Genomic DNA, 25,928 nt, shown 5'->3' with positions numbered 1-25,928 from the left:
TATTTGTAACTGGAGTCATTCTAAACGTTGATAAATAAGTCCTCTTCCCACCGTTGCGGTAAGTTGATAGTGCTTCTCTAAGTAAGCATCGATATATTCATTGTATCCCAAGAGTTTTTTGTCGAAAATCTCTTTGCCCTTTCGTGCCACCAATGTTTTAGGTTGGATAACTTCCATAATATACCGAAGTTCTTCCATTCCTGTATTTCTAGGGTTTCGCATTTGCGGGAATAATTCGTCGCGAGTAATATTACTGGGATGGGTGGCCGCTTTTGTAGGCGGAGTTGCTCCCAATACCCAATACCCAATATGATATTCAGTAAAGAAAATGTTTTCAGTCTCTAGATTATGGTCCATAATATATTGGGGAACGGCAACACCTTCCCCATTAAAAAAGGTGCCATTTTCTATTTTGTTCACAATAATGTCGCCATATTCCAAATAGGATTCCATGGGTATTAGCACCAGTAACACCATAGCAATTCGTTTGTATTTTTTGTTCAATTCGGGAAGTTGCGCAATAACGATACCAACCGGAATAAGAATAAAAGGGTATAATTGAATAAGGTAATGGCCATTTACTTTTCCCGTTTGTGCAAAGGATAGAAAAACTCCTGTAATACAAAGAAGGAGGATTTGAATAGGTTTACTTTGGAAATTCAATAGTTTCTGTTTGTATGTGATATAAAAAAATACAACTGAAACCACAACAAAGGGAAGGGTATTTAAAGGGGAATGAAATTTTCCTTCAGAATAGGCTACCGGAGCAACAAAAACGGATTCCCACCATATTTTTTGATCACCTTGCATTAAATAGGGTAATGCGGTTAAACCAATGGTCAGCATAAATCCAACTCCCATGAAGACAAGGTTTTTAAGGATAGATTTAAGTTGTTTGCTATGAAATCCATCCCATAAAAAATAGATGCCTAAACTTAATACGGGGTAGGCCATACTCAACTTGGTCATCACCGAAAGCCCCAATAAAAGTCCAGCAGTAAAAAACCATTTTGGGCTATCTTTCAAAAACAAAATAAGAAGTGCAGCCATAAAAAAGAAGATGCAAATATGTTCGGACATCACTCCTTGCATACTTCCAAACAAGCTTAAAAAAAAGATACAAAAAACGGCAACCCAAAACGCCACTTTCTTGGTTGAGATTTTACTAGCGATTCCATAGGTGAACAAAGCGGTAAGTGCCACTATAAGGGTTCCGAAAAAACGGATGGCAAAAAAGCTTTTTCCAAAAACCTTAATGATCACAGCAAAAAAGAAAAATGTAATGGGCGGTTTTAGGTCCCATAGTTGAATATAGGGCAAATAGCCGTTTACCCAAGATTGTCCCATTAAAATAAAGGTGCTCTCATCACGATCTATGTAGTCCCTAAAGAAAAATGGAAACCTTATAAAAAGGGCTAGAAGGAACAAAATCAAAAAAACACTTTTCCAATTAAGCAGTTTGAAGTCGAGGTTGGGGGAATTTTTAAGCACTATAATTTAAATTATTTTACCTATTAACTATCATCTTTGCAAGATAGATAAATTTGAAAGTTTTGAGTGATTCTGTAGTCTTGGAAAAAGTGTAATGTAACAAAACTTCATTTTTAACTACCTATAAATGGAAAGTAGGTCACACCTTCGGAGCTTCTGGCTCGATCAGTTTTTGAAATGACTGTTTTAATGCTTAACCACCAGAGGCCTATATCCATTCCGTTCGGAACTTACCAAGAACTTCCATAAACCATAAATTAAATTATGGTCCATGTCGCAGGCTTTGTCAGTAACGCTGTGTCGATTTTGCTTTCCAAAAGATAACTTTAGTGCTATCAGAATTTCTGCACAAAGTATTATATTGACACCTAATACCAACTTTAAATTTTGTTGCCATGGAAAATTGGTTTACTGCATTAACTGTGTTTGAAAAAGTTTATTGGATTGTTGCCATTGCTGGTTCAGCCATCCTTTTGGTTCTTGTAATCACGACCTTAATTGGAGGGGATGTGGATGATTTGGGGGATGTGGATACCGATATTGAAGCCGATACTGGAATTGATTTTCAATTTCTATCCTTTAAAAATTTGATGGGCTTTTTCACCATTTTTGGTTGGTCTGGAATTGCCTGTATCGAAAATGAATTGTCTACAGGAATTACTGTTGTAATCTCAGTAGTGTGTGGACTTTTAATGATGCTTGCTATGGCCTCCTTGTTTTATTATTTGGCCAAATTGCAGAGTAGCGGTACACTAAAATTGTCCAATGCGGTAAATCAAATAGGAGAAGTATACCTAACTATTGGTGCTAATCGTACTCGAATTGGCAAAGTATCGGTAAATGTGCAAGGTACCTTACGAGAGCTTTCGGCACTAACGGACGAGGACCAAGATTTGGTTCAAGGGAATGTCGTAAAAGTTCATGATGTGACTGATACAGGAATATTAATCGTTAATCTTTTAAATAAATAATCATATGCTAACACTACCATTACAGATGGGTGGAGGTGCCACATTGTTGGCCATCGGCTTCGCCATTCTATTTTTCTTTATCATTATTATATCCTTCATTCGGAGGTATAAAAGGTGTCCTTCTGACCGTATTCTTGTTGTCTATGGAAAGGTCGGAACAGGAAATTCAGCAAAATGTATTCACGGTGGTGCTGCATTTGTTTGGCCCGTTATTCAAGACTATGAGTATTTAGATTTAACGCCCATTTCCATAGAGGTAGATTTAAAGAATGCGTTGAGTAAGCAAAACATTAGGGTGAATGTACCATCTAGGTTCACCATAGGTATTTCTACGGAACCAGGTGTGATGCAAAACGCAGCTGAGCGTTTGTTGGGCCTTGGCTTGCCAGAGGTACAGGATCTGGCCAAAGAAATCATTTTTGGTCAGCTTCGTTTGGTAGTCGCGTCCATGGATATTGAAGAAATTAATTCTGACAGGGATAAATTTTTGACCAATATTTCACAGAGTGTAGAGTCCGAGCTTAAAAAAGTAGGTTTAAAGTTGATCAACGTAAATATCACGGATATTGTTGATGAATCTGGCTATATTGAAGCATTGGGTAAAGAAGCCGCTGCGCATGCAATCAATGCAGCGAGGAAATCAGTAGCCGAAAAGAATAGGGATGGTTCTATCGGTGAAGCCAATGCCAAACAAGATGAACGTACTCAAGTGGCCGCAGCTAACGCAAAAGCGGTAGAAGGTGAAAACGTTGCTAAAATTGATGTAGCCAATTCAGATTCCTTAAGAAGGCAACGCGAAGCAGAAGCAGAAAGAACAGCAATTGCTTCCGAAAAGGTACAGGCTGCAAAGGCATTGGAAGAATCATATTCTGCCGAACGTGATGCGGAAATCGCAAGGGCTGAGAGGGAACGTAGCTCCCAAATGGCAGATATCGTGATTCCAGCACAAATTGACAAACAGAAAGTGGAAATTGAGGCTGAGGCTGAAGCTGAAATGATTCGAAGAAGAGCCAAGGGTGAAGCGGATGCAATTCTTTTTAAAGCTCAGGCAGAAGCAAAGGGTATTTTTGAAGTATTGACCAAACAGGCCGAAGGTTTGGATAAAATTGTTAAGGCCGCAGGTAATAGTCCTAAGGATGCCGTTCTTTTACTGATTGCAGATAAATTACCAGAATTGGTTGAAAAACAAGCTGAGGCCATTAAAAATATTAAGATTGATAAGGTTACGGTTTGGGATTCAGGAAGTCAATCTGCCGATGGTAAAAATTCGACCGCCAATTTTATCTCTGGGATGTACAAATCAGTACCACCTTTGCAAGAAATGTTCAATATGGCAGGAATGGAATTGCCAGAATACTTAAAAGGAAAAGACAAGGGAGATGAGCAAGGAGCATCAAAAGAAAAGGATGTTCAAGAGACCTCGGAAGAAGAATAGTTTATAGAAAACATGCATTAAAGAGACCATTTTAAATGGTCTCTTTTTATTTTAAGCTGCTACCAACTTTACATAAGCTTGTTTTAATTTTTCAATTGCGATTTTAAGTTCCTCCTCGTTTAAATGCCCATACCCAAAACGTATGGCACAGGTATTTTTATCTTGATAGAGAATGGTTTTTGGCAAGAATAAATCCAGTTTTTCAGCTTCTTCGGCTAGTTTTACCAAGGATATGGGTTTTTTAAATTGCAACCACATGGCAAGCCCTCCAGAAGGTATTTGCCAATCAAGTATGTCGTCAAAATATTCATTTAAAAAAGTGCATAAAGCATCCCTACGTTGTTTGTAGGTGACTATATTTTTTTTCTTGAGCCGATATATTTCACCTTCGGATATTAGTTCCGAAAGCATTTGTTCCTGTATTAGGTCTCCTTGGGTATCCAATAACTGCAAGTAATTATTGGCTTCGGAAATTACCTGTTCTGGCGCCACAACAAACCCAGTATGAAAACTTGGAAATAAAGACTGTCCCAGTTTACCCAAGTAAATAATATTCCCATTGGCATCTGCACTGGCCATGGGCAACATGGAAGACCCTTCAAACTGAAAATCATGGTCATAATCGTCCTCAATTATGGCAATGCCATGGATTTTGGCCAATTCCAATAATTGCAGTCTTCTTTTGGTGCTTAAGGTTGTGGTTGTAGGATAGTCCCTATTGGAGCAAACATAAATACAACGAATCTGCTCATGTATAAAATGCTTATTTACATAACCAATATCCAATCCCTCATCATTTACAGGTACTGTTTTTATTTTAGCCCCAGCTTGTTGAAATATCATGTTGGCTGCATAATTGCTTAGTACTCCAACCAACACCAAATCGCCGGGATTAATTAATACCTGTGAAACAATATACAGGCTCATTTCCGTACTTCGGGTATTCAATATATTTGTTGGTTTTATATGGAAGCCCCTGGTGGTATTTAAGTAGTTGCAAAGTTGCGTGCTAAAAACAGAAGGAATCAAGGCACTGGTTCTATTCCATTTATTGATCAAAGGCTTTCGTTTCATTGCAGCGCTATACCACCTAGAAAATTGGTGCACGGGATGTAATCTTAAATCGGGCTTACCATCACTTATAGAATATTTGGCAATGGTCTGCTCTTTGGTAGAGGCTAGATTAAAGGATTGTTGGAAATGGAATCCTGGTGTTTTTGGATACTCGTAAACTTGATTGATATGCTGGGCGGTCGCTTTGATTTTTACTTTGGAATCTTCTGGAACTACAACAAAAGTTCCCTTGTTAGGAATGATGTTTACCCAACCTTGCGAGGCCAATTCATCATAGATGGCCACAGCCGTATTGCGATGAACGTTCAATAACTTACTTAAAACCCTTGTTCCTGGTAATTTGCTGCCTTTTTCCAAATAACCACGTTGAATGGCGTTTGTGATTTGTTGTGCCACCTGTACATATGCGGGTTGTACAATTGATTTGTCTATAGCTACTAGTTTGACCAACACATCTAAAACCGGACTATTCATTGTTTTAATACTGGACTAGTTTAATCGTCCGGAAAGTTAGGATTTTTGTAGCATATTATAAATTGACTTAAAAACTTAGCTTAATTAGATAATGAAGAAACCATTTTTGTTTTATGCGATTTTAATAGCCGGTGTTGTTCAACTACAAGCACAAGAAGAGGACGCTGTTAAGGTAGATTCGTTAAGCGAAGTTGTAGTAATCGCAAACCGTATTAACCTGCCTTTCAAGGAAAATTCTAGAACCATAAACATAATAACCTCTAATGATATTAAAAATAGTGCTGCTGTGAATGTGGCAGATTTGCTACAACAAGTTGCGGGTGTGGATATTAGAAGACGTGGTACTGGTGGCAGCCAAGCAGATTTGTATATAAGGGGTGGTGGGTTTGACCAAACCTTATTATTAATAGATGGCGTTAAAATGGACGATGCGCAAACGGGTCACCATACCATGAACGCAGCTTTGCCATTGGAGGTTATAGAAAGAATAGAAATTATAAAAGGTCCGGCAGCGCGGGTTTTTGGACAAAATGCATTTGCTGGCGCGATTAATATCATTACCAAGAAGAATTTGGATAATTCCGTTTCCTTAAATGTAGAAGCCGGTTCTTTTGGGCAATTAAACGGCAGTGCAACTGCTGGTGTTGATAAGGAAAATTCGACTCATATAATTCACGTGGGTAGGATGACATCTGAGGGATATAGAACTAACTCCGATTACGACAACAGCAATTATTACTTGAAAAGTATTTTCAATAAAAATGCACAGCCTATACAAATGACGGCTACTTTCTTGGAGCGTAATTTTGGGGCGGAGAATTTTTATACCACCAACCCTACATTTCATGAGTACGAAGAAACCCAAAACAGCCTATTGGCATTTTCTACCACTTTTCAGCAAAACAAGTTAAAAATACAGCCAAGAATCTATTGGAAACGTAATCAAGATTGGTTTCTATTGAGAAGAAGTGACCCAAGTTTTTACAGAAACATGCATATTTCCAATAAAATAGGCGTAGAAACCAATGCCTCTTATGTCTCTAAATTGGGGATTACAGGATTTGGGATAGAGTTTTCTAAAATCTATCTAAGAAGTAATAACCTGGGCAACCGAAACCGTTTCATGTCCAATGTGTTTTTAGAGCACCGTTTTAGCATAGCAGATAACAAGTTGGATATTACTCCTGGTGTGGCACTTACTTATTTTTCTGACTTTAAGTTTAAAGCATTCCCTGGATTGGATATAGGGTATAACCTTACCAATACTTTTAAAGTATATGGTAATATTGGTTATACCTACCGCGTGCCAACCTATACAGATCTGTTCTATAACGACCCAGTTACCAGTGGTAATGCAGATTTGGAGCCAGAAGAAGCCTTTGCACAAGAAATAGGCTTAAAGTACACCACTCCTGAATTTAATGCCATTGTTGCGATTTTTAACAGAGACGCAGACAATCTAATAGATTATATTAGAAATGATGTTTCTGAAGACGTATTTATGGCTACAAACATTACGGAAGTAAATACCAAAGGCTTAGAGTTGGATGCTGCTTATAATTTTAAGTTCAAAGACTTTATGCAAACCTTAAGTGTAGGCTATGCGTTTTTAGACGACAATATTTTAGATCAAAACGAGGAACTGTCCCGTTACTCTTTGAACACGCTAAAACATCAATATACCACACGATTAAGCACGCAATTGTTCAAAAACGTACGTCAAAATATAATTTATAAGTATGCAGAACGTACTACGGGACAAACCTATAATGTTTGGGATGCATCATTGGCTGTAAAAGTAAAACAGGCAGAGTTTACCATTACTGCAAGCAATATTTTCGATGCAGATTACATAGAGTCTGGCTTTGTGCCCATGCCGCCAAGTAATGTTCTATTTGGCTTGCGATATAGTTTTAAATAGAGCAAAACGTAGCAGCCTAAGAGAAAGCTAAATCGATGCCAAAAGAGTGGTTTTAGGAACCATATAAAAACCTTTTATTAATTTAGTGATTTCAAACTCCTTGAAATCTTGAAGCTAAACCTTGAACAAATACCTCGGGAAAAGACCCTGACCAAAAGGGAGTTTCTCAAAAAATATTTCAAGCCCCAAAAGCCAGTAGTCATTGAGCGCTTTATTGAGGATTGGCCTGCATATTCCAAATGGAACTTGGATTACATGAAGGAAGTTGCCGGGGATAAACAAGTGCCTTTATATGACGACCGTCCGGTAAAGCACGATGAGGGATTTAACGAACCACACGCCCAGATGAAAATGTCGGAATATGTGGATTTGCTTAAAAGTGGGCCTACCAAATACCGAATTTTTCTTTGGAATATCTTAAAAGAGGTTCCTGTACTTCAGAATGATTACAGCTATCCAGATTTTGGTTTAAAGTTGATGAAGGGATTGCCCATGCTCTTTTTTGGAGGTGAGGATTCGCATACCTTCATGCACTACGATATTGATTTGGCCAATATTTTTCATTTTCATTTTGAAGGAAAAAAACAATGTATTCTCTTTTCACAGGAGGAAACCAAATTTCTTTATAAAATTCCACATTCTTTGATTACCAGGGAGGATATAGATTTCGCAGACCCAGATTTGGAGAAATGGCCAGCCCTGTCGAAAGCTAAAGGCCACATAACCCATTTGGAGCATGGCAACGTTTTGTATATTCCCGAAGGTTATTGGCACCACATGAAATATATCACCCCTGGATTCTCCATGAGTTTAAGGGCCATTGCCAGAAAACCCAAGAATTTTGGCAAAGCTGTTTACAATATTTTTGTGATGCGCCATTTTGATAATCTTATGCGTAGGCTAAAAGGGCAGGAGTGGATTGATTGGAAAAACGAACAGGCCATTCTACGAACCCAAAAGTTGTTGGTACAGAAATAATCAGTGAATCAGCTCATTGATTTTATCGTAAACCAAATGGTTTTCCCACCCACGATAAAGAAGGAAATCGGCTAATTTCTTCTTTTTTTTAAGCGGGTTGGTCTCTTTTATTTGCTCCAATCGTTTTTTGGAAAGTTCATCCAAGGTGGTTAAATAAGTAGTTTCTTCAATTTCGGCCAGGCCACTTTTAATGTTATAGGCAGAAATATCTCGTAGTTTGAGTTCCCTAACAATTCTGTTTTTCCCCAATTTTTTTATATTGAACTTACCACGGGCAAAACTCTTGGCAAAGCGTTCTTCATTCAAGTAGTTTTCCTGTATCAAATGCCCAATAATATGGTCTATGGCATCGGGAATCATGCGCATACCTTTTAGTTTTTCCACCACTTCTTTATGGCAACGTTCCTGATAGGCACAGTAGTGCTCCATTTTTCTGATAGCTTCGGTAAGGGTGTAGGTTTTGGTGAACTGCATGTTTCAAAAGTACATAAAACAAAAAAGCGACCCCATTGCTGGAGTCGCTTTATATATTCATTAAGGCCTAAGGGTTTTACCATCTTTATCCTTAAATCGGTATTCAAGGTAGGTATAGGCGTCCCTAGGTTGGATTTTAATCCACTTTTTATAGGTTTTGAACCACTTGGAACGAATGGAAGGAAATCCTTTGGTAAGGTAGGCAGCAATAAATGGATGTATGTTTAAAATTACTCCATTATTGGCGAACTTTCCTTTAAGGATGCGCTCTAGGTCCGATTGAATCTTGTCAATCAACACTATGGGAGCTTCCACTTCGGCACCTGTAATATTGGGTTTTTCCTCGCTGGTTTTGATATTCATTTCTGGACGTACCCTTTGTCTGGTTATCTGAACCAGTCCAAATTTACTGGGTGGCAAAATCTTGTGTTTTGCGCGGTCGTCTTTCATTTCTTCGCGAAGGTGATCAAAGAGTTTTCTTCTGTGTTCACCACGGGTCATATCAATAAAATCAACTACGATTATTCCGCCCATGTCTCGCAAGCGTAATTGTCTTGCAATTTCTGATGCGGCCAATAAGTTTACTTCCAATGCGGTATCTTCTTGGTTCTTGGCCTTGTTGGAGCGATTCCCACTGTTCACATCAATAACATGAAGTGCTTCGGTATGCTCAATAACAAGGTATGCCCCTCGGCTCATGGATGCGGTACGACCAAAAGAAGTTTTGATCTGTCGCTCAATGCCAAATTTTTCAAAAATTGGGGCCGAACCGGTGTATTGCTTTACAATAGTTTCTTTATCTGGTGCAATTTCATGCACATAATCTTTAATTTGATTGTAAAGCGTTTCGTCGTCAACATGAATTCCGGTAAAGGAGTCGTTGAACACATCCCTAAGGATGGACGATGCCCTGTTTAATTCCATCATAACTTTTGATGGATGGGGCGCTTTGTGCAGTTTTTTGCACATGTTGGTCCATTTGGACAACAAGTTCTGAAGATCCTTGTCCAGTTCTGCAACCTTTTTGCCTTCTGCAACGGTACGGATAATTACACCAAATCCTTTGGGCTTAATACTTTTAACAAGTCTAATAAGCCGGTCTTTTTCCTCTTTGCTCGCTATTTTTTGGGATACCGAGACCCTATCGGAAAATGGGACCATGACCAAATAACGTCCGGCAATCGATAGCTCGGAGCTGATTCTTGGGCCCTTGGTGGATATAGGTTCTTTTACAATTTGTACCAGTAATGACTGATTGGCTTTTAAAACATCGGTGATGCTGCCATTCTTGTCAATGTCTTTTTCAAATGGAAAGTCCTTTAGGGCAAAATCTTTTAATTTACCCATTCTAACTTTTTTGATAAATTTCAACATGGAGGACAGTTGCGGACCAAGGTCATGGTAATGCAGGAACGCATCTTTCTCATAACCTACGTTGACAAATGCCGCGTTAAGGCCGGTAACGGGTTTCCTGATTTTGGCTAGGAAGATATCCCCTACTGTAAAGTTGTTGTTGTCCTCTTCCTTGTGTAATTCGGTAAGCTTTCCATCCTTTAATAAGGCAAAATCGACTGCTTCTGGTGTAGATCTTACGATTAATTCTCTATTCACCTGAATCGATTTTTATTTGAACCTATATATCATAGGAACAAATGATTAAACAATATATGGTATCGGTTATTTTTCGAACCGACTGAAATTCAAATTCTTAGAATCTCTATGTCAAAGAACGTTTACATGTAAAACGAAAAAGTAGTTGTTACAACTACTTTTTCTTGTGTCGGTTAGCTCTTCTGCGCTTCTTACGCTTGTGGGTAGCTACCTTGTGTCTTTTTCTTTTCTTTCCACTCGGCATATTACTCTCCTTTAGTGTTGTTAATTATATTATTTTACTTGTACGTTTGTTTTTACTCCTTCAACAAAAACTTTTGCCGGTTTGAAGGCAGGAATATTGTGTGCGGGGATTTTGATGGTAGTGTTCTTTGAAATGTTTCTACCTGTTTTTTCAGCTCTGGTTTTAATGATAAAACTACCAAAACCTCTTAAATAAACATTGTCTCCATTTTCCAAGCTAGTTTTTACCTCTTCCATAAAAGATTCCACTGTCGCTTGTACGTCTCCTTTTTCAATACCTAATTTCTCTGAGATCTTAGTTACAATATCTGCTTTCGTCATTTCGTCTAAATATTTTTCTAATTTTTTTCGGCTTGCAAATATAAACATTAAAATTAATCTTTCGGTTTAACCCTTTAATTTTAAGTATTTAAACTGATACTTTTGATCTATAGTATTTTAGTATATGACTTTTTCCCGTAAAATCTTAACCTGGTATCATATAAATAAACGAGATCTACCGTGGCGAAGTACCCGTGATCCCTATAAAATTTGGTTGTCGGAAATAATGTTGCAACAAACCCGGGTAGCGCAAGGAATGCCTTATTATTACAGGTTTATAGAAGCTTTTCCGAAAGTGGAGGACCTTGCCAATGCCTCTGAGGAACAGGTTTTAAAACTTTGGCAAGGGCTGGGATATTACTCCAGAGCGCGAAATTTACATGCCACGGCCAAAATGGTGGCGAACGATTATAAAGGACAATTTCCAGATACCTTTAAAATGTTAAAATCATTAAAAGGAGTAGGGGATTATACTGCAAGTGCCATTGCCTCTATCTGTTTTAATGCACCAGAACCTGTTGTGGATGGCAATGTGTACCGTGTTTTATCAAGATATTTTGATGTGGAACTTCCTATTAATAGCACAGAGGGCATCAAATATTTTAAGGAACTGGCTCGTGAAGTGATGGATGCCGAAAACATTCGGGACTACAATCAAGGTATTATGGAGTTTGGAGCGATGCAATGTGTCCCAAAAAATCCGGATTGTGAATCCTGCCCATTAAATGAAAGTTGCTTGGCCCTTAAAAAAGATAAAGTAGCCCAATTGCCCGTTAAGTTGAAAAAGACCAAAATCCGAAATCGATACTTTAATTATATAGTATTTTTAGATGGGAACCAGAATACCATACTGGAACAGCGAAAAGGAAAAGGTATTTGGCAGCATCTGTACCAGTTTCCGTTGGTGGAATCCGAAAAAAAACTTCAATTGGAAGAGTTGGAAGAAATATTGATTGAAAAAGATGAACTTCCAAAAACAGAATCCATATCCTTATATAATAAGGACGCTATCGTGCACAAATTGTCCCATCAACATTTGTATACCCAGTTTTGGATGGCAAAAACTTCGCAACAAATTGAAAATGCCATCCTATGGAAGCAGATTGAAGAATATCCAGTACCAGTTTTGGTTGCAGATTTCATCAAGACATTGAAAATTTAGTACTTTTGATTAATTAAAGAGATATGAGCGGAACATTAAATAAAGTAATGCTGATCGGGCATTTAGGCGACGAAGTTAAAGTACACTATTTTGAAGGTGGAGGATGTATTGGTAGATTTCCTTTGGCCACCAACGAAACCTATACCAATAGGCAAACAGGTGAAAAGGTGACCAATACGGATTGGCATAACATTGTAGTGCGAAACAAAGCCGCCGAAATCTGCGAAAAATATCTCAGCAAAGGAGATAAGATATACGTAGAAGGTAGATTAAAAAACAGGCAATGGCAAGGTGAAGATGGAAATACCAGATACACCACTGAAGTGCATGTTCAAGATTTTACCTTTTTAACCAATAAGAATGAAAGTGGAGGCAGCCAGCCATCTGGAGGTCAACCACAAAGTCAACCTACACAACAACAACCAACTGGTTCGCCAGCTCCTGTTCAAGATTTTGAGGAGGAAGATGACGACCTACCATTCTAAAACAAAGTTTAAAGCAATACAATTTGGATCCCGAGCCCCATTGTTTGGTGTTACTATTTACAGCGTTTAGTGGAATCTTCACTATAAAAATTATTGTGCTTGTAGTTCTTTTGGCAGGATCGGCATTGATTTCTGCTGCCGAAGTGGCCATGTTTGGTCTTTCTCAAACCGATTTGAATGAAATGGAAGAAGGGAATTCTTCCAAGAGCAAGTTGATCGTTCAACTATTGGAAAAACCCAAAAAATTGTTGGCCACTATCCTCATTACAAACAATGCCATAAATATTGGGATAGTTTTATTGTTCAGTAGTATTGGCAATACGCTTTTTGAAGGAATAGATGGCACATTTCGTTTTTTGTTGGAAGTTGTGGTGGCCACATTTCTCATTTTGATGTTTGGTGAAATCCTTCCTAAAATTTATGCCAATAGAAACCGTGTTCAGTTTTCACAATTTATGGCCCTGCCCCTTAAAGGACTAAATTGGTTGTTCACACCCTTGAGCTCCCCCATGCGATCCGCTACCTTATATATGGAAGATAAATTGGGCAAGAAAAAATCCAATTTGAGCATTAACCATTTGTCACAGGCTTTGGAATTGGCATCTGAAGGAGATACCACCAAGGAAGAGCAGAAAATATTGGAAGGTATTGTAACCTTCGGGAACACGGACACCAAACAGGTAATGCGCCCTCGTATCGATATTTTTGCCCTAAACGAAAACATGAAGTTTTTGGAGGTGATGGAAGAGATTAAAAAGAATGGCTACTCCAGAATTCCAGTTTTTTCGGAAAATATGGACAATGTTTTGGGTGTTCTTTATGTAAAGGATCTATTGCCGTATATCGACCGAAAAAGTTTCAATTGGATGTCCTTGATTCGTGAACCTTATTTTGTTCCCGAGAACAAAAAGCTGGATGATCTATTGTTGGAATTTCAGGATAAAAAGAACCATTTGGCCGTGGTGGTGGATGAATATGGTGGGACTTCTGGAATTGTAACCTTGGAAGATATTATCGAGGAGATTGTTGGGGATATCAGTGATGAATTTGATGATGAGGACCTTATTTTTTCCAAATTGGACGATTACAATTATGTTTTTGATGGTAAAACCGCTTTAAAAGATTTTTACCGAGTGGTGAAAATTGAGGACGAAGAATTATTCGAAAACAAAAAAGGAGAATCTGAGACCATAGCAGGTTTTGTGCTTGAAATATCAGGTAGCTTTCCAAAATTGGGAGAGAAAATCTTATTTAAAGACTACCAATTTATCGTGGAAAGTATGGATAAAAAAAGGTTGAAACGTGTAAAAGTAACATTGCCCCATGAAGCATAGCATTTTATTATACCTAGTATTGGCAGTTCTGTTCACCAGTTGTAAAGATGAGGTTTTGCCCAAACCTAAGGCCATGCTAAAATTGGAGTATCCCACCGCGAAATATCAAATAGCTGGCGAGGATTGTATTTATACATTCGACCAGAACAGCCTTTCAATCTTAAAGGAAAACAAGGATTGTTCCTTGGTTTTGGATTATCCCATGATGAAGGGATCCATTTACCTTACCTATAAACCAGTGACCGACAACTTGGATACCTTGCTTATTGATGCCCAAAAACTATCTTACGAGCACGCGGTTAAGGCTGATAATATTGTGGAACAACCTTTTATCAACGATGAAGACCGGGTTTACGGCATGTTTTATGAAGTAAGCGGAAATGCAGCATCCCAATCACAATTTTATGTGACCGACAGTACAAACCACTTTGTAACAGGTTCGTTATACTTTTACGCGAAACCCAACTACGACTCCATTTTACCTGCAGCGATGTATTTGCAGAACGACATCCGAAGAATCATGGAAAGTTTACGTTGGAAAGAGTGATTAATCTTCTTTGATTTCGGTCAGTAGGGCCTCGGCTCTTTCAATACTGCCATTGATTTTTTCTTTAACAACATTTACCTTTTCCTCCTCTGCATCGAGCAATTTCAATTGTTTGGGTGTAAGTGGTTCCCCTTTCATAGTTTGACCATAATCAAAAGTATTGCCAAAATCCTGCATCCATTCCATCATGGATTTATGGGCATCTTGAAGGTCTTTCATGGCCACATCATACTTTTGTCCCACTTCCGTAGAATCCGCCAGTGGTTTTAATTGCCCGACAAGTTTTCCGATATCCTTCATTTTTGGCATCACTTCATCGTGTATGGCAATTATTTTTTTCAACTGTGCTACTCCCTCTTGTTCTTTGGGTTCTTCTTTACAAGAAAATCCGATAAAAAGGGAAGCGATAAGAAGTAAGGAAAAGATGTTGCGCATGATTAAATATTTACATGCAAAAATACGCATGAAAAATAGGGAATGGAAATAACAGAAGTTTACAAATCATTAAGAATTGGTTGTTCGCATACAATCATTATGGCATAAAAAAGGCGCTCATTGGAGCGCCTTTTTATCATGAACGCATGTAATTATTTAAAATCAGAGGCATCGACCCCTTCGTTCACTTTTATTTCCATTACTTTAAATTCAAAGTTCTGCGGTCCCATGCTTTGTTTGATGACAAATGGGAATTTGATTCCTGATACTTCTTGATAATCGCCATAGCCCAAAGTGCTTGTCATTTGTTGCCCTTGCACTTCTTCTGTATTCACTTCTTGAAGTTTCAAGCCGGTTTCAACGTCATAAAATGCTGATTTACTATCGCTGATTTTTAATTTATAGGCTTTTTTGTCTCCAATAGGTTCAATCCCTTCCAGTGCAATATCTCCGGCAGCCAAATAATTCAATTCTGGGAAGGCGGCAGACTCTTCCTTAATTTTGGCAACTTCTTCTGGAGATAGGTCTTTTCGTTGCCCTTGAACAACGGCATAACCGGTATCGCCGTCCAAAACCTGTTTTTGCATGGAGTTGCCCATTACTTTTACATCTTGCATAAATTGGTCTTTGGATGTTTTTTTCATTTCAAGTTCCAATTTCATGCCCTGCATTTCTGCTTCCGCCATCATGGAATAGGATTCTACGCCTTCCAATTTTGATTTTCCCCCAATGGCCTCAATATATTTTTCCAAAACTGCATTGGCATCCACTCCTTCAGGTACTGCCGCATTGTAGTCTGGTTTTTCTGTTTTGTTCGCATACTTGTCATAGAAAAGTACGGGTACAGCTTTCCCTTTAAAAGTTACTTTTTCCAGGTTTTCCAAAACTTCGCTTCCTTTTCCAGTAACCACTACTCGGGCGTTGGTAGTGGAAAAATGTTTTTGGGCCGCTTTTTGCACATCTTCTTTGGTGATGGCATCTATGCGCTCCAAATAGGTCTTGTAAAAATCCTTTGGAAGGTCTTCCGTTTCAATATTCAAAGCATAATTGGCTACAGTTTCAGGCTTTTCAAGCGCCATTACAAAACTTCCTGCGTATTTGGATTTGGCATTGGCCAATTCTTCATCGGAAACCAACTCCGAGGTCATTTTATCAATTTCTTTCAAAATCTCAACCACAGAGCTATCGGTAACCGCATTACGTACTTGGGCAAAAGCGTCAAAACGCATTGGACTAAATTTGTTTGCCCTAATTCCAGAATAAGAGCCGTAGGTGTACCCTTTATCTTCGCGTAGGTTTTTGAACAAACGGGCTTGGGAGCCTCCTCCTAAAATCCTATTGGCCAAAAGCGCATCTAAATAATCCTCATCCTTCATTTTTAGATGGGTGATGTTTTCCACTGCCACTTCCGATTGCACGGCATTGGGTACGTCCACAAAATTGATTTGTGTGTATTGTACATCTTTTGGGTCTGAATAGCTGAAGGATGGTGGTGCTGCCTTGGTCCATGGCGTGAAGGCTTCTGTCACCAATTCTTTTACCTTATCGAACTCAACATCACCAATAACCACTAAATACGCGTTGGCAGGGACAAAATAAGATCTATAGAACTCCTCCACATCCAATAGCGTAACATTGTTTACGGTCTCCTCGGTCATAAACTCCCCATAAGGGTGATTTTTGCCATAGGCCAGTGCTCCTTGTACCCTTGCGGCAATGGCGGAAACATCCTTTTCTTCGGATTTAATTCCGGTTAGGATTTTCTCTTTTTCCTTTTCAAATTCCTCTTGGGTAAAATTTGGATTAAGGGCAGCATCGGCCATCAATTCCAAAATTCTTGGGAAATATTTAGATAAGGAACTTGCAAAAGCACTTTGGTCACCGATATAAATATTGGCGCCCAGAAAATCTACTTCTTCATAAAAATCATCTTTAGGGATGTTTTTAGATCCTTTGCCCATCATGCTGGCGGTAAGTGTTGATACACCGGCTTTATCTCCTTCCAAAATCGGTGGATTGTCAATGGACAATTGAATTCTGACTCGAGGTAGTTTGTGATTTTCGACCACAAGCACCTTCAAACCATTTAAGAGTTCAAAACGTGCAGGCTCTTTTAGGTTGATTTGAGGGGCTGGCCCTGGTTTTGGTGGGGTAGTTCGGTCTATTTGAGCGTAAGTGACTGTCATGCATAGTGACAGTGCGGCTAAAACAATATACTTTTTCATTTTAATTAGCGTCTTTTTGTTCTGGTAAATATTCCAACTCGATACGTTGGTTCACCTTCAAATATTTTTTGGCAACTTCCATAATTTCCTCACGGGTAATGGAGCGGTAAATATCGATTTCCGTATTGATAAGGTTGGTATCATCCTTCAACATGTAATTTTCGGCCAAAGAGTTGGCAATGCCTTCCACACTGCTGTTGGCATTCACAAATTGATTTTCGAACTTGTTTTGAAGTTTTTGATAATCTTTTTCAGAAATCAACTCCATTTGAAGTTTTAAAATTTCTTCATCTATTTCTTTTTTGATGTCCTGGATGGAGTTGTCTCCTACCGGAAGGCCTCCAACAATGTAAGAGCTGTAATCCTCGGCATCGATAGGTACGGAAAGAATTTGAAGCGCCATCTTCTTTTCATCCACCAATTTTTTATAAAGTTTGGAGCTTTCCCCGTCACTCAAATAGGTAGAGATCATATTGATCACATAGGCGTCCCGTTGTCCTTGACCTGGTGTTCTATAAGCTAAAAGAATGGCAGGAATTTGAATGTTTGGGTCGTAATACTTTGCAAATTTGGTTTCAGTAATCGGTTCTTCCTTTACATCTGGGCGTTTTATTTCTGCACCTCTTGGAATAGGTCCAAAATAATCTTCGATCATTTTTTTAGTCTTGGCGGTCTCAAAATCCCCAGCCACTACCAAAACCCCATTGTTGGGCACGTAATAGGTCTGATTGAATTTTTTGAAGTCATCCAAGGTGGCACTGGCCAAATGGTCTAGAGATCCAATTACACCCCAACGATAGGGATGTTTGGTGTAGAGATTTTTCAAGATCTGCTCAAAAAACGCACCATAGGGGGCATTGTCTGTTCTGAGTCTTCTTTCTTCCTGCACCACTTCTTTTTGGGTGTCCACCCCAACTTGGCCGATAATGGGATGCATTAAACGCTCTGATTCGAGCCACAGACCCACCTCCAAACTGTTTGATGGGAAAACCTCGTAATAATAGGTTCGGTCCAAAAAGGTGTTGGCATTGTTTCTTCCGCCGTTTGCGGCAGTGATTTGGTCCCATTCACCTCGATCAATGTTTTTGGTGCCCTCGAACAATAGGTGTTCAAAAAAGTGGGCGAATCCTGTTTTATCGGGGTCTTCGTCTTTAGAGCCCACGTGGTACATTACCGAGGTGGTGACCACAGGGGCCGAATTGTCCTGGTGCAAGATCACATGTAGACCGTTGTCCAGGTCGTACTCTTCAAAATTCACCTCCTGAGCGGAAAGCAAAATTCCTGAAAAGAGCAATGTTAATGTTGAAAACAAATGTTTTTTCATCGTAATAGTTAGTATTTAAAATTGATGTTGTTGAGAGGTTGGTAGTGATTTGGTGATTGATGTTACGTTAAATATAAAATAAAATTAGGAAGATATACGGCCGATAAGAAACTCTTAACTTTAAAAAGTGGCATAATTCGCAAACATTCAGTACATTAAACAGTGTATATAAAAAAACAAGGCAATGAAAAGATTAACATTACCCATTAGATTTGGCATCGTCACCAGTGCAGTGCTGATTGCCTATTTTTTGATTTTGGCAATCATGGGAAAACACACCAATGTGTTTTATAGTTTGTTCAATGGCGTAATTACCGGATTCGGTATTTATGAAACCATTAAATATGAAAAATTGCGGCGCGGGGATGCATTCACTTATAGCAGCGGTTTTACTTCTGGCCTGACCACTGGATTTGTCGCAACACTATTGTTTACCATATTTTTCGCATTTTATTCAACAGAGTTGGATGTCGAATTTTTAAACCACCTTTCTTCTGCTTGGGCCAGTGATTATCAGAATTTCCAGGGCATCGTATTTTTTACGGTGACCATTATGGGATTTGCCACAACCTTGGTTTTAACGCTCTCTTTTATGCAATTGTTCAAAACAAGCAACAACACCAAAAAAATTCTGGGGTAAAACATCAATAATACTTGTAGATTAAGGATTTAGCAGTATATTTGCACCCGCTAATTTTGATAAAGCGGAATAATTTTAATCTAATCAACGCATTATGTACGCAATTGTAGAGATGGCAGGGCAGCAATTTAAAGTTGCAAAAGACCAAAAAGTGTACGTTCACCGTTTGCAGGAAGACGAAGGTAAAAAAGTTACTTTCGATAAAGTTCTTCTTTTGGAAGATGGTGGTAACGTAACCATTGGCGCCCCGGTCATAGAAGGTGCGGCTGTAGAGGCCAAAGTTGTAAAACACCTTAAAGGAGATAAGGTAATTGTTTTCAAAAAGAAAAGACGTAAAGGTTACCAAAAGAAAAACGGTCACAGACAATATTTGACTGAGATTGTTGTTGAAGGTATTGTAGCTAAAGGTGCAAAGAAAGCAGCTCCAGCTAAAGCCAAAGAGGAAGCAAAACCTGCAGCTGAGCCTAAAAAGGCAGAAGCTAAAGCAGCAGCTCCCAAAAAAGAAGCTCCAAAAGCAACTGAGGATTTGAGTTCCAAAACTGTTGCTGAGTTGAAAGAAATGGCAAAAGCCCAAGAAATCAACGGTTACTCTTCAATGAAGAAAGCCGAGCTTATCGAAGCATTAAGTAAATAAGACACGAACTAAAATTTATATATCATGGCTCACAAGAAAGGTGTAGGTAGTTCAAAAAACGGTAGAGAATCAGAATCGAAACGTCTTGGCGTTAAGATTTTTGGTGGTCAGGCAGCTGTTGCTGGTAACATTATTGTTAGACAACGTGGTACTAAGCACAACCCTGGAGACAATGTATACGCAGGAAAAGACCATACCTTGCATGCCAAGGTTGATGGTATTGTAAAGTTTGAGAAAAAATCAGGTGGTAAATCTTTTGTTTCCATCGAGCCTTTCCAAGCTTAAGACAAAGACCTATATAATATAAAAAAGGCCCCACTAAAGTGGGGCCTTTTTGTTTTATGGTACTTTTAAAGGTTTTATAACCTAGCCGTAATATTCTGTTTAGCCTTATTGGTTTACTTGTACGTTTATTTTAAACACAAGAAGTGGGCAATCTCAATTGGGTATTTTTGATTTTCTTTTGGATTGGTTGTGGTTTATTTCCATGTTCAAGTCTTGCGCAATCCTCTGCTGAAGATCAAATTGCATATTTTTCACTGAAAGAACAGCTTGAGAAATCTCAACAACAGCCTGAAAACAAAAAAGGCATTGCTCGGGCATACCTGAAATTGGGAGAATACTATCATTCCCTAGGCCTATTTTCAGAAGCCACAGAACAATACAATCTAGCTTTGGAACAACTTGGAACTTCGTTCTCGGATAGGTTGTTCATCACTCTTAACAATAATATTGGAAAAGTATATTTGTCTTTGGGTAAATACGAATTGGCCGAACAACATTTTACCGAATCTTTACAAGCTTCAAGAAATCTCGATTATGATTTAGGTTGGGCTATTTCGGCGGGCTTATTGGGAGCAAGTCATGAGAAACAGGCAGAATACCCTGCTGCTCTTGAAGATCAATTGCAAAGCTTATCCCTTTTTGAAAAATTAAAGGATTCTTTTGGAATCGCACTCACCAATGAAAATATTGGTAGTATTTATGAAGATCTTGAGGAATACCAACTAGCGCATCAATACTTTGAAAAAGCATATGCTTTTTTCGAGGGTAGTGCCACCGTTGAAGAAACCAATGTGCTCAATAATTTAGGGGATACCTATCGGAAAACCGGAGATTACAAAACAGCTTTGAAGTACACCACAAAATCATTGGTTTTGGCAGAAGATCTCAACGATTTGCATCAATTGGAAAGCGCCCACAAAGACCTGTCCAAGACCTATGCTCGAATGGGTGACTATCAGAAAGCCCATTCCTATTTAGAGTTGTCTTCAAAATTCAAAAATCAAAAGATCACTTCCCAAAATAGTGATCAATTAAATGTGCTTCAAACCATTTTCGAGACGAATAAGAAGGAAGCAGAAATTAAGTTGTTAAAAGAGCAAAACAAAGTTAATAGAGCAAATCAGAATGTGTTATGGGTATCACTTTTTGCATTGGTGGTTATTCTTACCATTTTGTATTTCTATTTGGGCAGAAAAAAAGAAGCCAAAATCAAATTACAAGAATACAAACAACGCATGCTTAAAGCGGAATTGGAAAAGAAAGCGATAGAAGAGAAAAATTTACAACGTGAAGTGCAGCTCAAAACATCTTCCTTGTCGAGATACAGTTTACATCTTTCCCAAAAGAATAAAATCTTGTTGGATCTTTCCAATACCTTGACCAATATCGCATCCCGAAAACACATGAACACTTCGGAAAAGATAAAGACTCTGGTCAAAGAAATAGACCGTAATCTCCAAGAAGAAAATGAATGGGATGAGTTCATGTCCTTTTTCAAGGAAATTCATCCAGAGTTCATAAAAAAACTGTCCAACCTATCCGAAAATAGTTTGTCACCTGCTGAACTCCGATTGGGCATGTTATTACGATTGAATTTATCCTCAAAGGAAATTGCCTCCATTTTAAGAGTTACTCCAGATAGTGTTCGAGTGGCTCGCTATCGTCTCAGAAAAAAATTGCCCATCGACCAAAAAGAGGAATTGGTAAACTTTATGGTTGACCTTTAGGCGCTTTTCGCCCCATCTCTTTACATAAAGTTAATCGCATGTAAATAAACTGTAATTGTTGCCTTGTTGTTTATGCCCATTTTTCGTTTTGTTCTTGTTTTGTTCTCATTTAGTTTAAATCATAAACAGTTGATATACATAGTTTTGAGCGACTAATTTATTTAATTCAAATTTCAACTGATGAACCTAACAAAACTCTTTTTTGTAACGCTGTTTTTGGTGTTTGGAGCACTTTCCGGCCAAGCACAAACAGGAAATATTCAAGGAACCATTACCGATGAAAACGGTATTTATGTTCCTGGAGCCAACGTATATATTGAAGCAATTTCCAAAGGCGCCATTACCGATTTTGACGGTAAATTTACCTTGGTAGGTATTCCAGAAGGAAACTATACCTTAAAAGTAACCTATATGGGTTACTCAGACGTGGAGCAATCTGTATCGGTAAACAGCGGTAAAACAACTGCCGTAACTATTCTGCTGAGCCATACTAACATGGAATTGGACGAAGTTGAGGTAACTGCCTATGGCCTAAGCGGCCAATCGCGTGCGTTGAACACCCAAAGAAACAACATGAACATTACCAATGTGGTTTCTACAGACCAGATCGGTAAGTTTCCCGATGCCAATATTGGTGATGCGGTAAAACGTATTCCAGGTATCACCATGCAGGTGGATCAAGGTGAGGCCCGTAACATTATAGTTCGTGGACTTGCCCCACAGTTAAATTCTGTAACCTTGAACGGTAGCCGTATTCCGTCAGCGGAAGGTGATAACAGAAATGTACAGATGGACTTGATTCCATCGGACATGATCCAGAGCATTCAAGTAAACAAAGCGGTGACTCCCGATATGGATGGTGATGCACTTGGAGGTTCGGTAAACTTGGTGACCCGCTCTTCCCCACAAAGCTTTAGACTCTCGGCTACCTTGGGGTCAGGTCTAAGTTTTATCAACGATAAGCCAATCTATAATGCCAATTTCCTATTTGGTGACCGCTCAAAAAATGGCAAGTTTGGATACATGTTGGCCGCTTCCTACAATAACGTAGATTTTGGTTCAGACAATGTAGAGGCCGAATGGATTAACGAAGCAGAAAGTCCAATTACCGGAGAAGATATCGAGGTGTCTCCATTTGTAGAAGAGTCAGATGTAAGGACCTATTTGGTACAACGTATCCGCAGAAGTTTTTCTGCCAATTTTGATTATACCTTCGACGCCAACAATAGTATTTACTTTAAAAGTATGTACAACTGGCGCGACGATTTTGAAAACAGGTACAGACTTAGATTTAGAAAAATGGAACCTGTTTTTGCCGATGGAACCGAGACCGTTGTTGGTTATGAAGGAGAAATTAGAAGACAGACCAAGGGTGGTATAGACAATAGTCGAAATAAAAACACCAGATTAGAAGATCAGCGCATGCAAAACTATAGTCTTGGCGGGGACCATTTATTCGGTTCCTTAGAGGTAGATTGGATGGCTTCTTATGCCAAGGCATCGGAAGAGCGCTTGAACGAACGCTACGCAGAATATGAACTTGGGGATGCCATTCCAATTGCAGCAGATTTATCGAACCCTCGTTATCCTTCTTTTAGGGCGGCAAATGCCTCGGACGCAGCTCTATCAAATTTTGAATTGAAAGAGTTTACCGAAGAAAACCAGTATACCGATGAAGAAGATACCAATGCATTTATCAACTTTAAATTGCCGACGGACATCTTTGGTGTTGGTGATGGATTCATCAAATTTGGTGGTCGTTACAGAGCCAAGAACAAAGTTCGCGACAACAACTTTTTTGAATACGAGCCTACCGGAAGTGGATTTGATAACATGACCGATGTTGAACTATCCGATCAAACCAAAGATTTCTTGGCAGGAAGCCAATACGTGGCAGGGGAGTATGTTTCCAGAGAATTTTTAGGAAGTCTCGATTTTGCAAACGGTACCTTGTTTGAAGAAACCGATGTTTTGGAGGAGTATTTGGCAGGTAATTATGATGTAAAGGAAAAAGTGTTCGGAGCATATTTGATGTTCGACCAAAAACTTACCGATAAATTGTCTTTGATTGCAGGTGTGCGATTGGAGAACACAAAGGTGGAGAGCAACGGTAATAATGTAGAGTATGATGAAGAAGGAGATTTTGTTGGAGTTAGCCCAATTGAAGATGAACACACTTACACCAATGTAATGCCCGGTTTGCATTTCCGATATGCTCCTAGCAACAACACCATTCTTCGTTTGGCATGGACCAATACCATTGCAAGACCCAATTATGTTGACTTGGTTCCATATAGAAATGTAATTAACGAAGATGAAGAAATTGAGATGGGAAATCCGGCCTTGGATCCAACCACATCCATGAACTTTGATGTAATGGCAGAACATTATTTTGAATCTGTAGGGATCATTTCTGGAGGATTGTTCTACAAGGACATCAAAGATTTTATCTATCCATCATTGTCCAGGGATGCAGAGACAAATTATAATTTAAAACAACCAAAGAACGGGGATAGTGCATCCATTTTTGGTGCGGAGATTGCTTTTCAGAGACAACTGGATTTCTTGCCAGGATTTGCCAAAAACTTTAGTTTGTACATGAACTATACGTGGTTGACCTCCTCAACCGATGGTATCACAAACGAGGATGAGGTAAGGGAGGATGTCGACTTGCCAGGTACAGCCCCAAATATGTTCAATGGGTCGTTGGGCTATGCGGATAATAAATTTAGTGCTCGATTGTCATTTAATTTTTCAGATGCTTACCTAGACGAATTGGGCGGCAACAATTTTGAAGACAGATATTATGACAAGCAGATTTTCTTGGATTTGAATGCCAATTATGCCATCAATAAAAACCTAAGAATTTACGCAAGTCTAAACAACATCACCAATCAGCCATTACGTTACTATCAGGGGTCAAAAGAACGTACCATGCAAATGGAATTTTACGAAAAACGTTTGACTGTTGGACTTAAGTACGATTTGTTCAAAAAATAATAGCAGTCAAAACTAGTGGATTGCACTTGTCACATCGAATGCAGTCGAGAGGTTTTGAGCGGATAACTTTTAACCGTTCTCGACTGCGCACAAACTGACATAAAATAAAACTCATGCTTAAAAAATTTATACCCATAGTAATGGTGTTGGCTACAGTTTCCTGTAAAGAACAGGGAAGTAAACTGCCTGCCATTGCACCAGATATTATTACCGAAAAAACACCAAACGATACGGACGACCCTGCTATTTGGATAAATCCTGATGATGCAGCGAAGAGCATTGTTTTTGGAACCGATAAAGAAACCAACGGGGGCATTTATGCTTTCGATTTGAACGGGAAAATCATCAAAGAAAAATCCATTACAGGGATTCAACGCCCAAATAATGTGGATTTGGAGTACGGTTTTCAATTGAATGATTCTATCGCTGTTGATGTAATCGCTTTTACTGAAAGAGAAAAGCAGCAGATCAGATTATTTTCTGTACCCGATATGAAACCTCTTGACGGTGGAGGATTTCCAGTTTTTGAGGACGAGACCAACATTGAAAATCGATTGGCCATGGGAATCAGTTTGTACAAATCTCCGAAGGATTCATCCTTGTTCGCCATCGTGAGCAGAAAGATAGGACCAAGCGGTTCGTATTTATACCAATACAAATTGGAATCGGATAGTACAGGTGTTTGGTCCACTTTGGTTCGCAAATTTGGCAGTTTCACGGGAGGCAAGGAAATAGAGGCCATTGCCGTGGACAATGAATTAGGATTTGTATATTATTCCGATGAGGGGGAGTGCGTTAAAAAATATTATGCCGAACCTAACATGGGGAATGAAGAATTGTCCTGCTTTGGTGGCGAACACTTTTTAGAGGATATTGAAGGAATCGCCATTGCAAGATATCCAAATGGAGAGGGCTACATTATTGTATCGGATCAACAACGCGGACAGTTTAATATTTTCTCCAGAAAGGATAATAGTTTTATAAAGGCAGTGAACCTTTCAACCACCGAAACTGATGGATGTGATGTGGTAACCGTTCCATTGAACAATACATTCCCTAATGGTCTTTTTGCTGCTATGAACGATCAAAAGAACTTCTATTTCTATGATTTGAACAAAGCCTTGGACTTAAATTAAA

The 25,928-nt window shown here is 38.9% G+C and carries 22 protein-coding genes; 14 read left to right on the top strand and 8 right to left on the bottom strand.

The window, feature by feature from the left end; all coding sequences use genetic code 11:
- Nucleotides 1-15 precede the first annotated feature (15 nt).
- Nucleotides 16-1,434, bottom strand: coding sequence for an ArnT family glycosyltransferase (locus tag ABT310_RS05160; protein ID WP_375325678.1), 1,419 nt, complete (start codon nucleotides 1,432-1,434; stop codon nucleotides 16-18).
- A gap of 452 nt (nucleotides 1,435-1,886) precedes the next feature.
- Between ABT310_RS05160 and ABT310_RS05155 the strand changes: the two genes are divergently transcribed.
- Both ABT310_RS05155 and ABT310_RS05150 read left to right on the top strand, forming a co-directional pair.
- A complete protein-coding gene (locus ABT310_RS05155; protein ID WP_375325677.1) occupies nucleotides 1,887-2,462 on the top strand; it encodes a hypothetical protein in 576 nt (191 codons plus the stop codon).
- Between the two features lie 4 nt (nucleotides 2,463-2,466).
- Entirely contained in the window at nucleotides 2,467-3,897 is a 1,431-nt protein-coding gene (locus ABT310_RS05150) for a flotillin family protein (RefSeq protein WP_375325676.1), read from the top strand.
- A gap of 51 nt (nucleotides 3,898-3,948) precedes the next feature.
- Here ABT310_RS05150 and ABT310_RS05145 read toward each other — a convergent pair whose 3' ends face one another.
- A complete protein-coding gene (locus tag ABT310_RS05145; protein ID WP_375325675.1) occupies nucleotides 3,949-5,445 on the bottom strand; it encodes a PLP-dependent aminotransferase family protein in 1,497 nt (498 codons plus the stop codon).
- Nucleotides 5,446-5,536: 91 nt separating this feature from the next.
- Here ABT310_RS05145 and ABT310_RS05140 point away from each other — a divergent pair, with 91 nt between their 5' ends.
- Both ABT310_RS05140 and ABT310_RS05135 read left to right on the top strand, forming a co-directional pair.
- Entirely contained in the window at nucleotides 5,537-7,366 is a 1,830-nt protein-coding gene (locus ABT310_RS05140; RefSeq protein WP_375325674.1) for a TonB-dependent receptor plug domain-containing protein, read from the top strand.
- Nucleotides 7,367-7,474: 108 nt separating this feature from the next.
- A complete protein-coding gene (locus ABT310_RS05135; protein ID WP_375325673.1) occupies nucleotides 7,475-8,344 on the top strand; it encodes a cupin-like domain-containing protein in 870 nt (289 codons plus the stop codon).
- On the opposite strand, the gene ABT310_RS05130 is transcribed toward ABT310_RS05135, so the two are convergent.
- The 3 genes from ABT310_RS05130 to ABT310_RS05120 form a co-directional block, all read right to left on the bottom strand.
- Nucleotides 8,345-8,818, bottom strand: a complete 474-nt coding sequence (locus ABT310_RS05130; protein WP_375325672.1) for a regulatory protein RecX — start codon at nucleotides 8,816-8,818, stop codon at nucleotides 8,345-8,347. It lies immediately after the preceding gene.
- Between the two features lie 60 nt (nucleotides 8,819-8,878).
- Entirely contained in the window at nucleotides 8,879-10,429 is a 1,551-nt protein-coding gene (locus ABT310_RS05125) for an Rne/Rng family ribonuclease (RefSeq protein ID WP_375325671.1), read from the bottom strand.
- Between the two features lie 273 nt (nucleotides 10,430-10,702).
- Complete coding sequence (locus ABT310_RS05120) at nucleotides 10,703-10,993, bottom strand: HU family DNA-binding protein (protein ID WP_090293623.1); 291 nt, start codon at nucleotides 10,991-10,993, stop codon at nucleotides 10,703-10,705.
- Between the two features lie 124 nt (nucleotides 10,994-11,117).
- Between ABT310_RS05120 and mutY the strand changes: the two genes are divergently transcribed.
- From mutY to gldD, 4 genes are read left to right on the top strand one after another with little or no spacing between them, the layout of a single operon-like run.
- Entirely contained in the window at nucleotides 11,118-12,155 is a 1,038-nt protein-coding gene (mutY, locus tag ABT310_RS05115) for an A/G-specific adenine glycosylase (RefSeq protein WP_375325670.1), read from the top strand.
- A 23-nt stretch (nucleotides 12,156-12,178) separates the two neighbouring features.
- Nucleotides 12,179-12,640 carry a single-stranded DNA-binding protein gene (locus tag ABT310_RS05110; RefSeq protein ID WP_375325669.1) on the top strand — a complete coding sequence of 154 codons (462 nt, stop codon included), beginning with the start codon at nucleotides 12,179-12,181 and terminating at the stop codon, nucleotides 12,638-12,640.
- A gap of 23 nt (nucleotides 12,641-12,663) precedes the next feature.
- On the top strand, nucleotides 12,664-13,974 hold the full coding sequence (locus ABT310_RS05105; RefSeq protein WP_375325668.1) for a gliding motility-associated protein GldE: 1,311 nt from the start codon (nucleotides 12,664-12,666) through the stop codon (nucleotides 13,972-13,974).
- The gene (gene gldD, locus ABT310_RS05100; protein ID WP_375325667.1) at nucleotides 13,964-14,521 is read left to right on the top strand and encodes a gliding motility lipoprotein GldD; all 558 of its coding nucleotides are present in this window, start codon (nucleotides 13,964-13,966) and stop codon (nucleotides 14,519-14,521) included. Before ABT310_RS05105 ends, gldD begins: the two co-directional genes overlap by 11 nt.
- On the opposite strand, the gene ABT310_RS05095 is transcribed toward gldD, so the two are convergent.
- The 3 genes from ABT310_RS05095 to ABT310_RS05085 all read right to left on the bottom strand — a co-directional run bounded on the left by ABT310_RS05095 (nucleotide 14,522) and on the right by ABT310_RS05085 (nucleotide 18,505).
- The gene (locus ABT310_RS05095; protein ID WP_375325666.1) at nucleotides 14,522-14,956 is read right to left on the bottom strand and encodes a hypothetical protein; all 435 of its coding nucleotides are present in this window, start codon (nucleotides 14,954-14,956) and stop codon (nucleotides 14,522-14,524) included.
- Between the two features lie 152 nt (nucleotides 14,957-15,108).
- Entirely contained in the window at nucleotides 15,109-17,181 is a 2,073-nt protein-coding gene (locus ABT310_RS05090) for a M16 family metallopeptidase (RefSeq protein ID WP_375325665.1), read from the bottom strand.
- Nucleotide 17,182: 1 nt separating this feature from the next.
- The gene (locus tag ABT310_RS05085) at nucleotides 17,183-18,505 is read right to left on the bottom strand and encodes a M16 family metallopeptidase (protein ID WP_375325664.1); all 1,323 of its coding nucleotides are present in this window, start codon (nucleotides 18,503-18,505) and stop codon (nucleotides 17,183-17,185) included.
- 184 nt (nucleotides 18,506-18,689) lie between these two features.
- Between ABT310_RS05085 and ABT310_RS05080 the strand changes: the two genes are divergently transcribed.
- From ABT310_RS05080 to ABT310_RS05055, 6 genes are all read left to right on the top strand, one after another.
- Nucleotides 18,690-19,145, top strand: a complete 456-nt coding sequence (locus ABT310_RS05080) for a DUF4199 domain-containing protein (protein ID WP_375325663.1) — start codon at nucleotides 18,690-18,692, stop codon at nucleotides 19,143-19,145.
- Between the two features lie 94 nt (nucleotides 19,146-19,239).
- Nucleotides 19,240-19,779, top strand: coding sequence for a 50S ribosomal protein L21 (gene rplU / locus ABT310_RS05075; protein WP_375325662.1), 540 nt, complete (start codon nucleotides 19,240-19,242; stop codon nucleotides 19,777-19,779).
- Nucleotides 19,780-19,803: 24 nt separating this feature from the next.
- A complete protein-coding gene (rpmA, locus tag ABT310_RS05070; RefSeq protein ID WP_224836214.1) occupies nucleotides 19,804-20,064 on the top strand; it encodes a 50S ribosomal protein L27 in 261 nt (86 codons plus the stop codon).
- 143 nt (nucleotides 20,065-20,207) lie between these two features.
- Nucleotides 20,208-21,791, top strand: a complete 1,584-nt coding sequence (locus ABT310_RS05065) for a tetratricopeptide repeat protein (protein ID WP_375325661.1) — start codon at nucleotides 20,208-20,210, stop codon at nucleotides 21,789-21,791.
- Nucleotides 21,792-21,971: 180 nt separating this feature from the next.
- Nucleotides 21,972-24,791, top strand: coding sequence for a TonB-dependent receptor (locus ABT310_RS05060; RefSeq protein WP_375325660.1), 2,820 nt, complete (start codon nucleotides 21,972-21,974; stop codon nucleotides 24,789-24,791).
- Nucleotides 24,792-24,904: 113 nt separating this feature from the next.
- Nucleotides 24,905-25,927 carry a phytase gene (locus ABT310_RS05055; RefSeq protein ID WP_375325659.1) on the top strand — a complete coding sequence of 341 codons (1,023 nt, stop codon included), beginning with the start codon at nucleotides 24,905-24,907 and terminating at the stop codon, nucleotides 25,925-25,927.
- The last annotated feature ends 1 nt before the right edge of the window (nucleotide 25,928 follow it).

The sequence above is a fragment of the Flagellimonas cixiensis genome (assembly GCF_042134615.1).
Taxonomy (GTDB): domain Bacteria; phylum Bacteroidota; class Bacteroidia; order Flavobacteriales; family Flavobacteriaceae; genus Flagellimonas; species Flagellimonas cixiensis.
The sequence above is the reverse complement of the archived record's forward strand: the minus strand, read 5'-3'. Positions and strand labels throughout refer to the sequence as shown.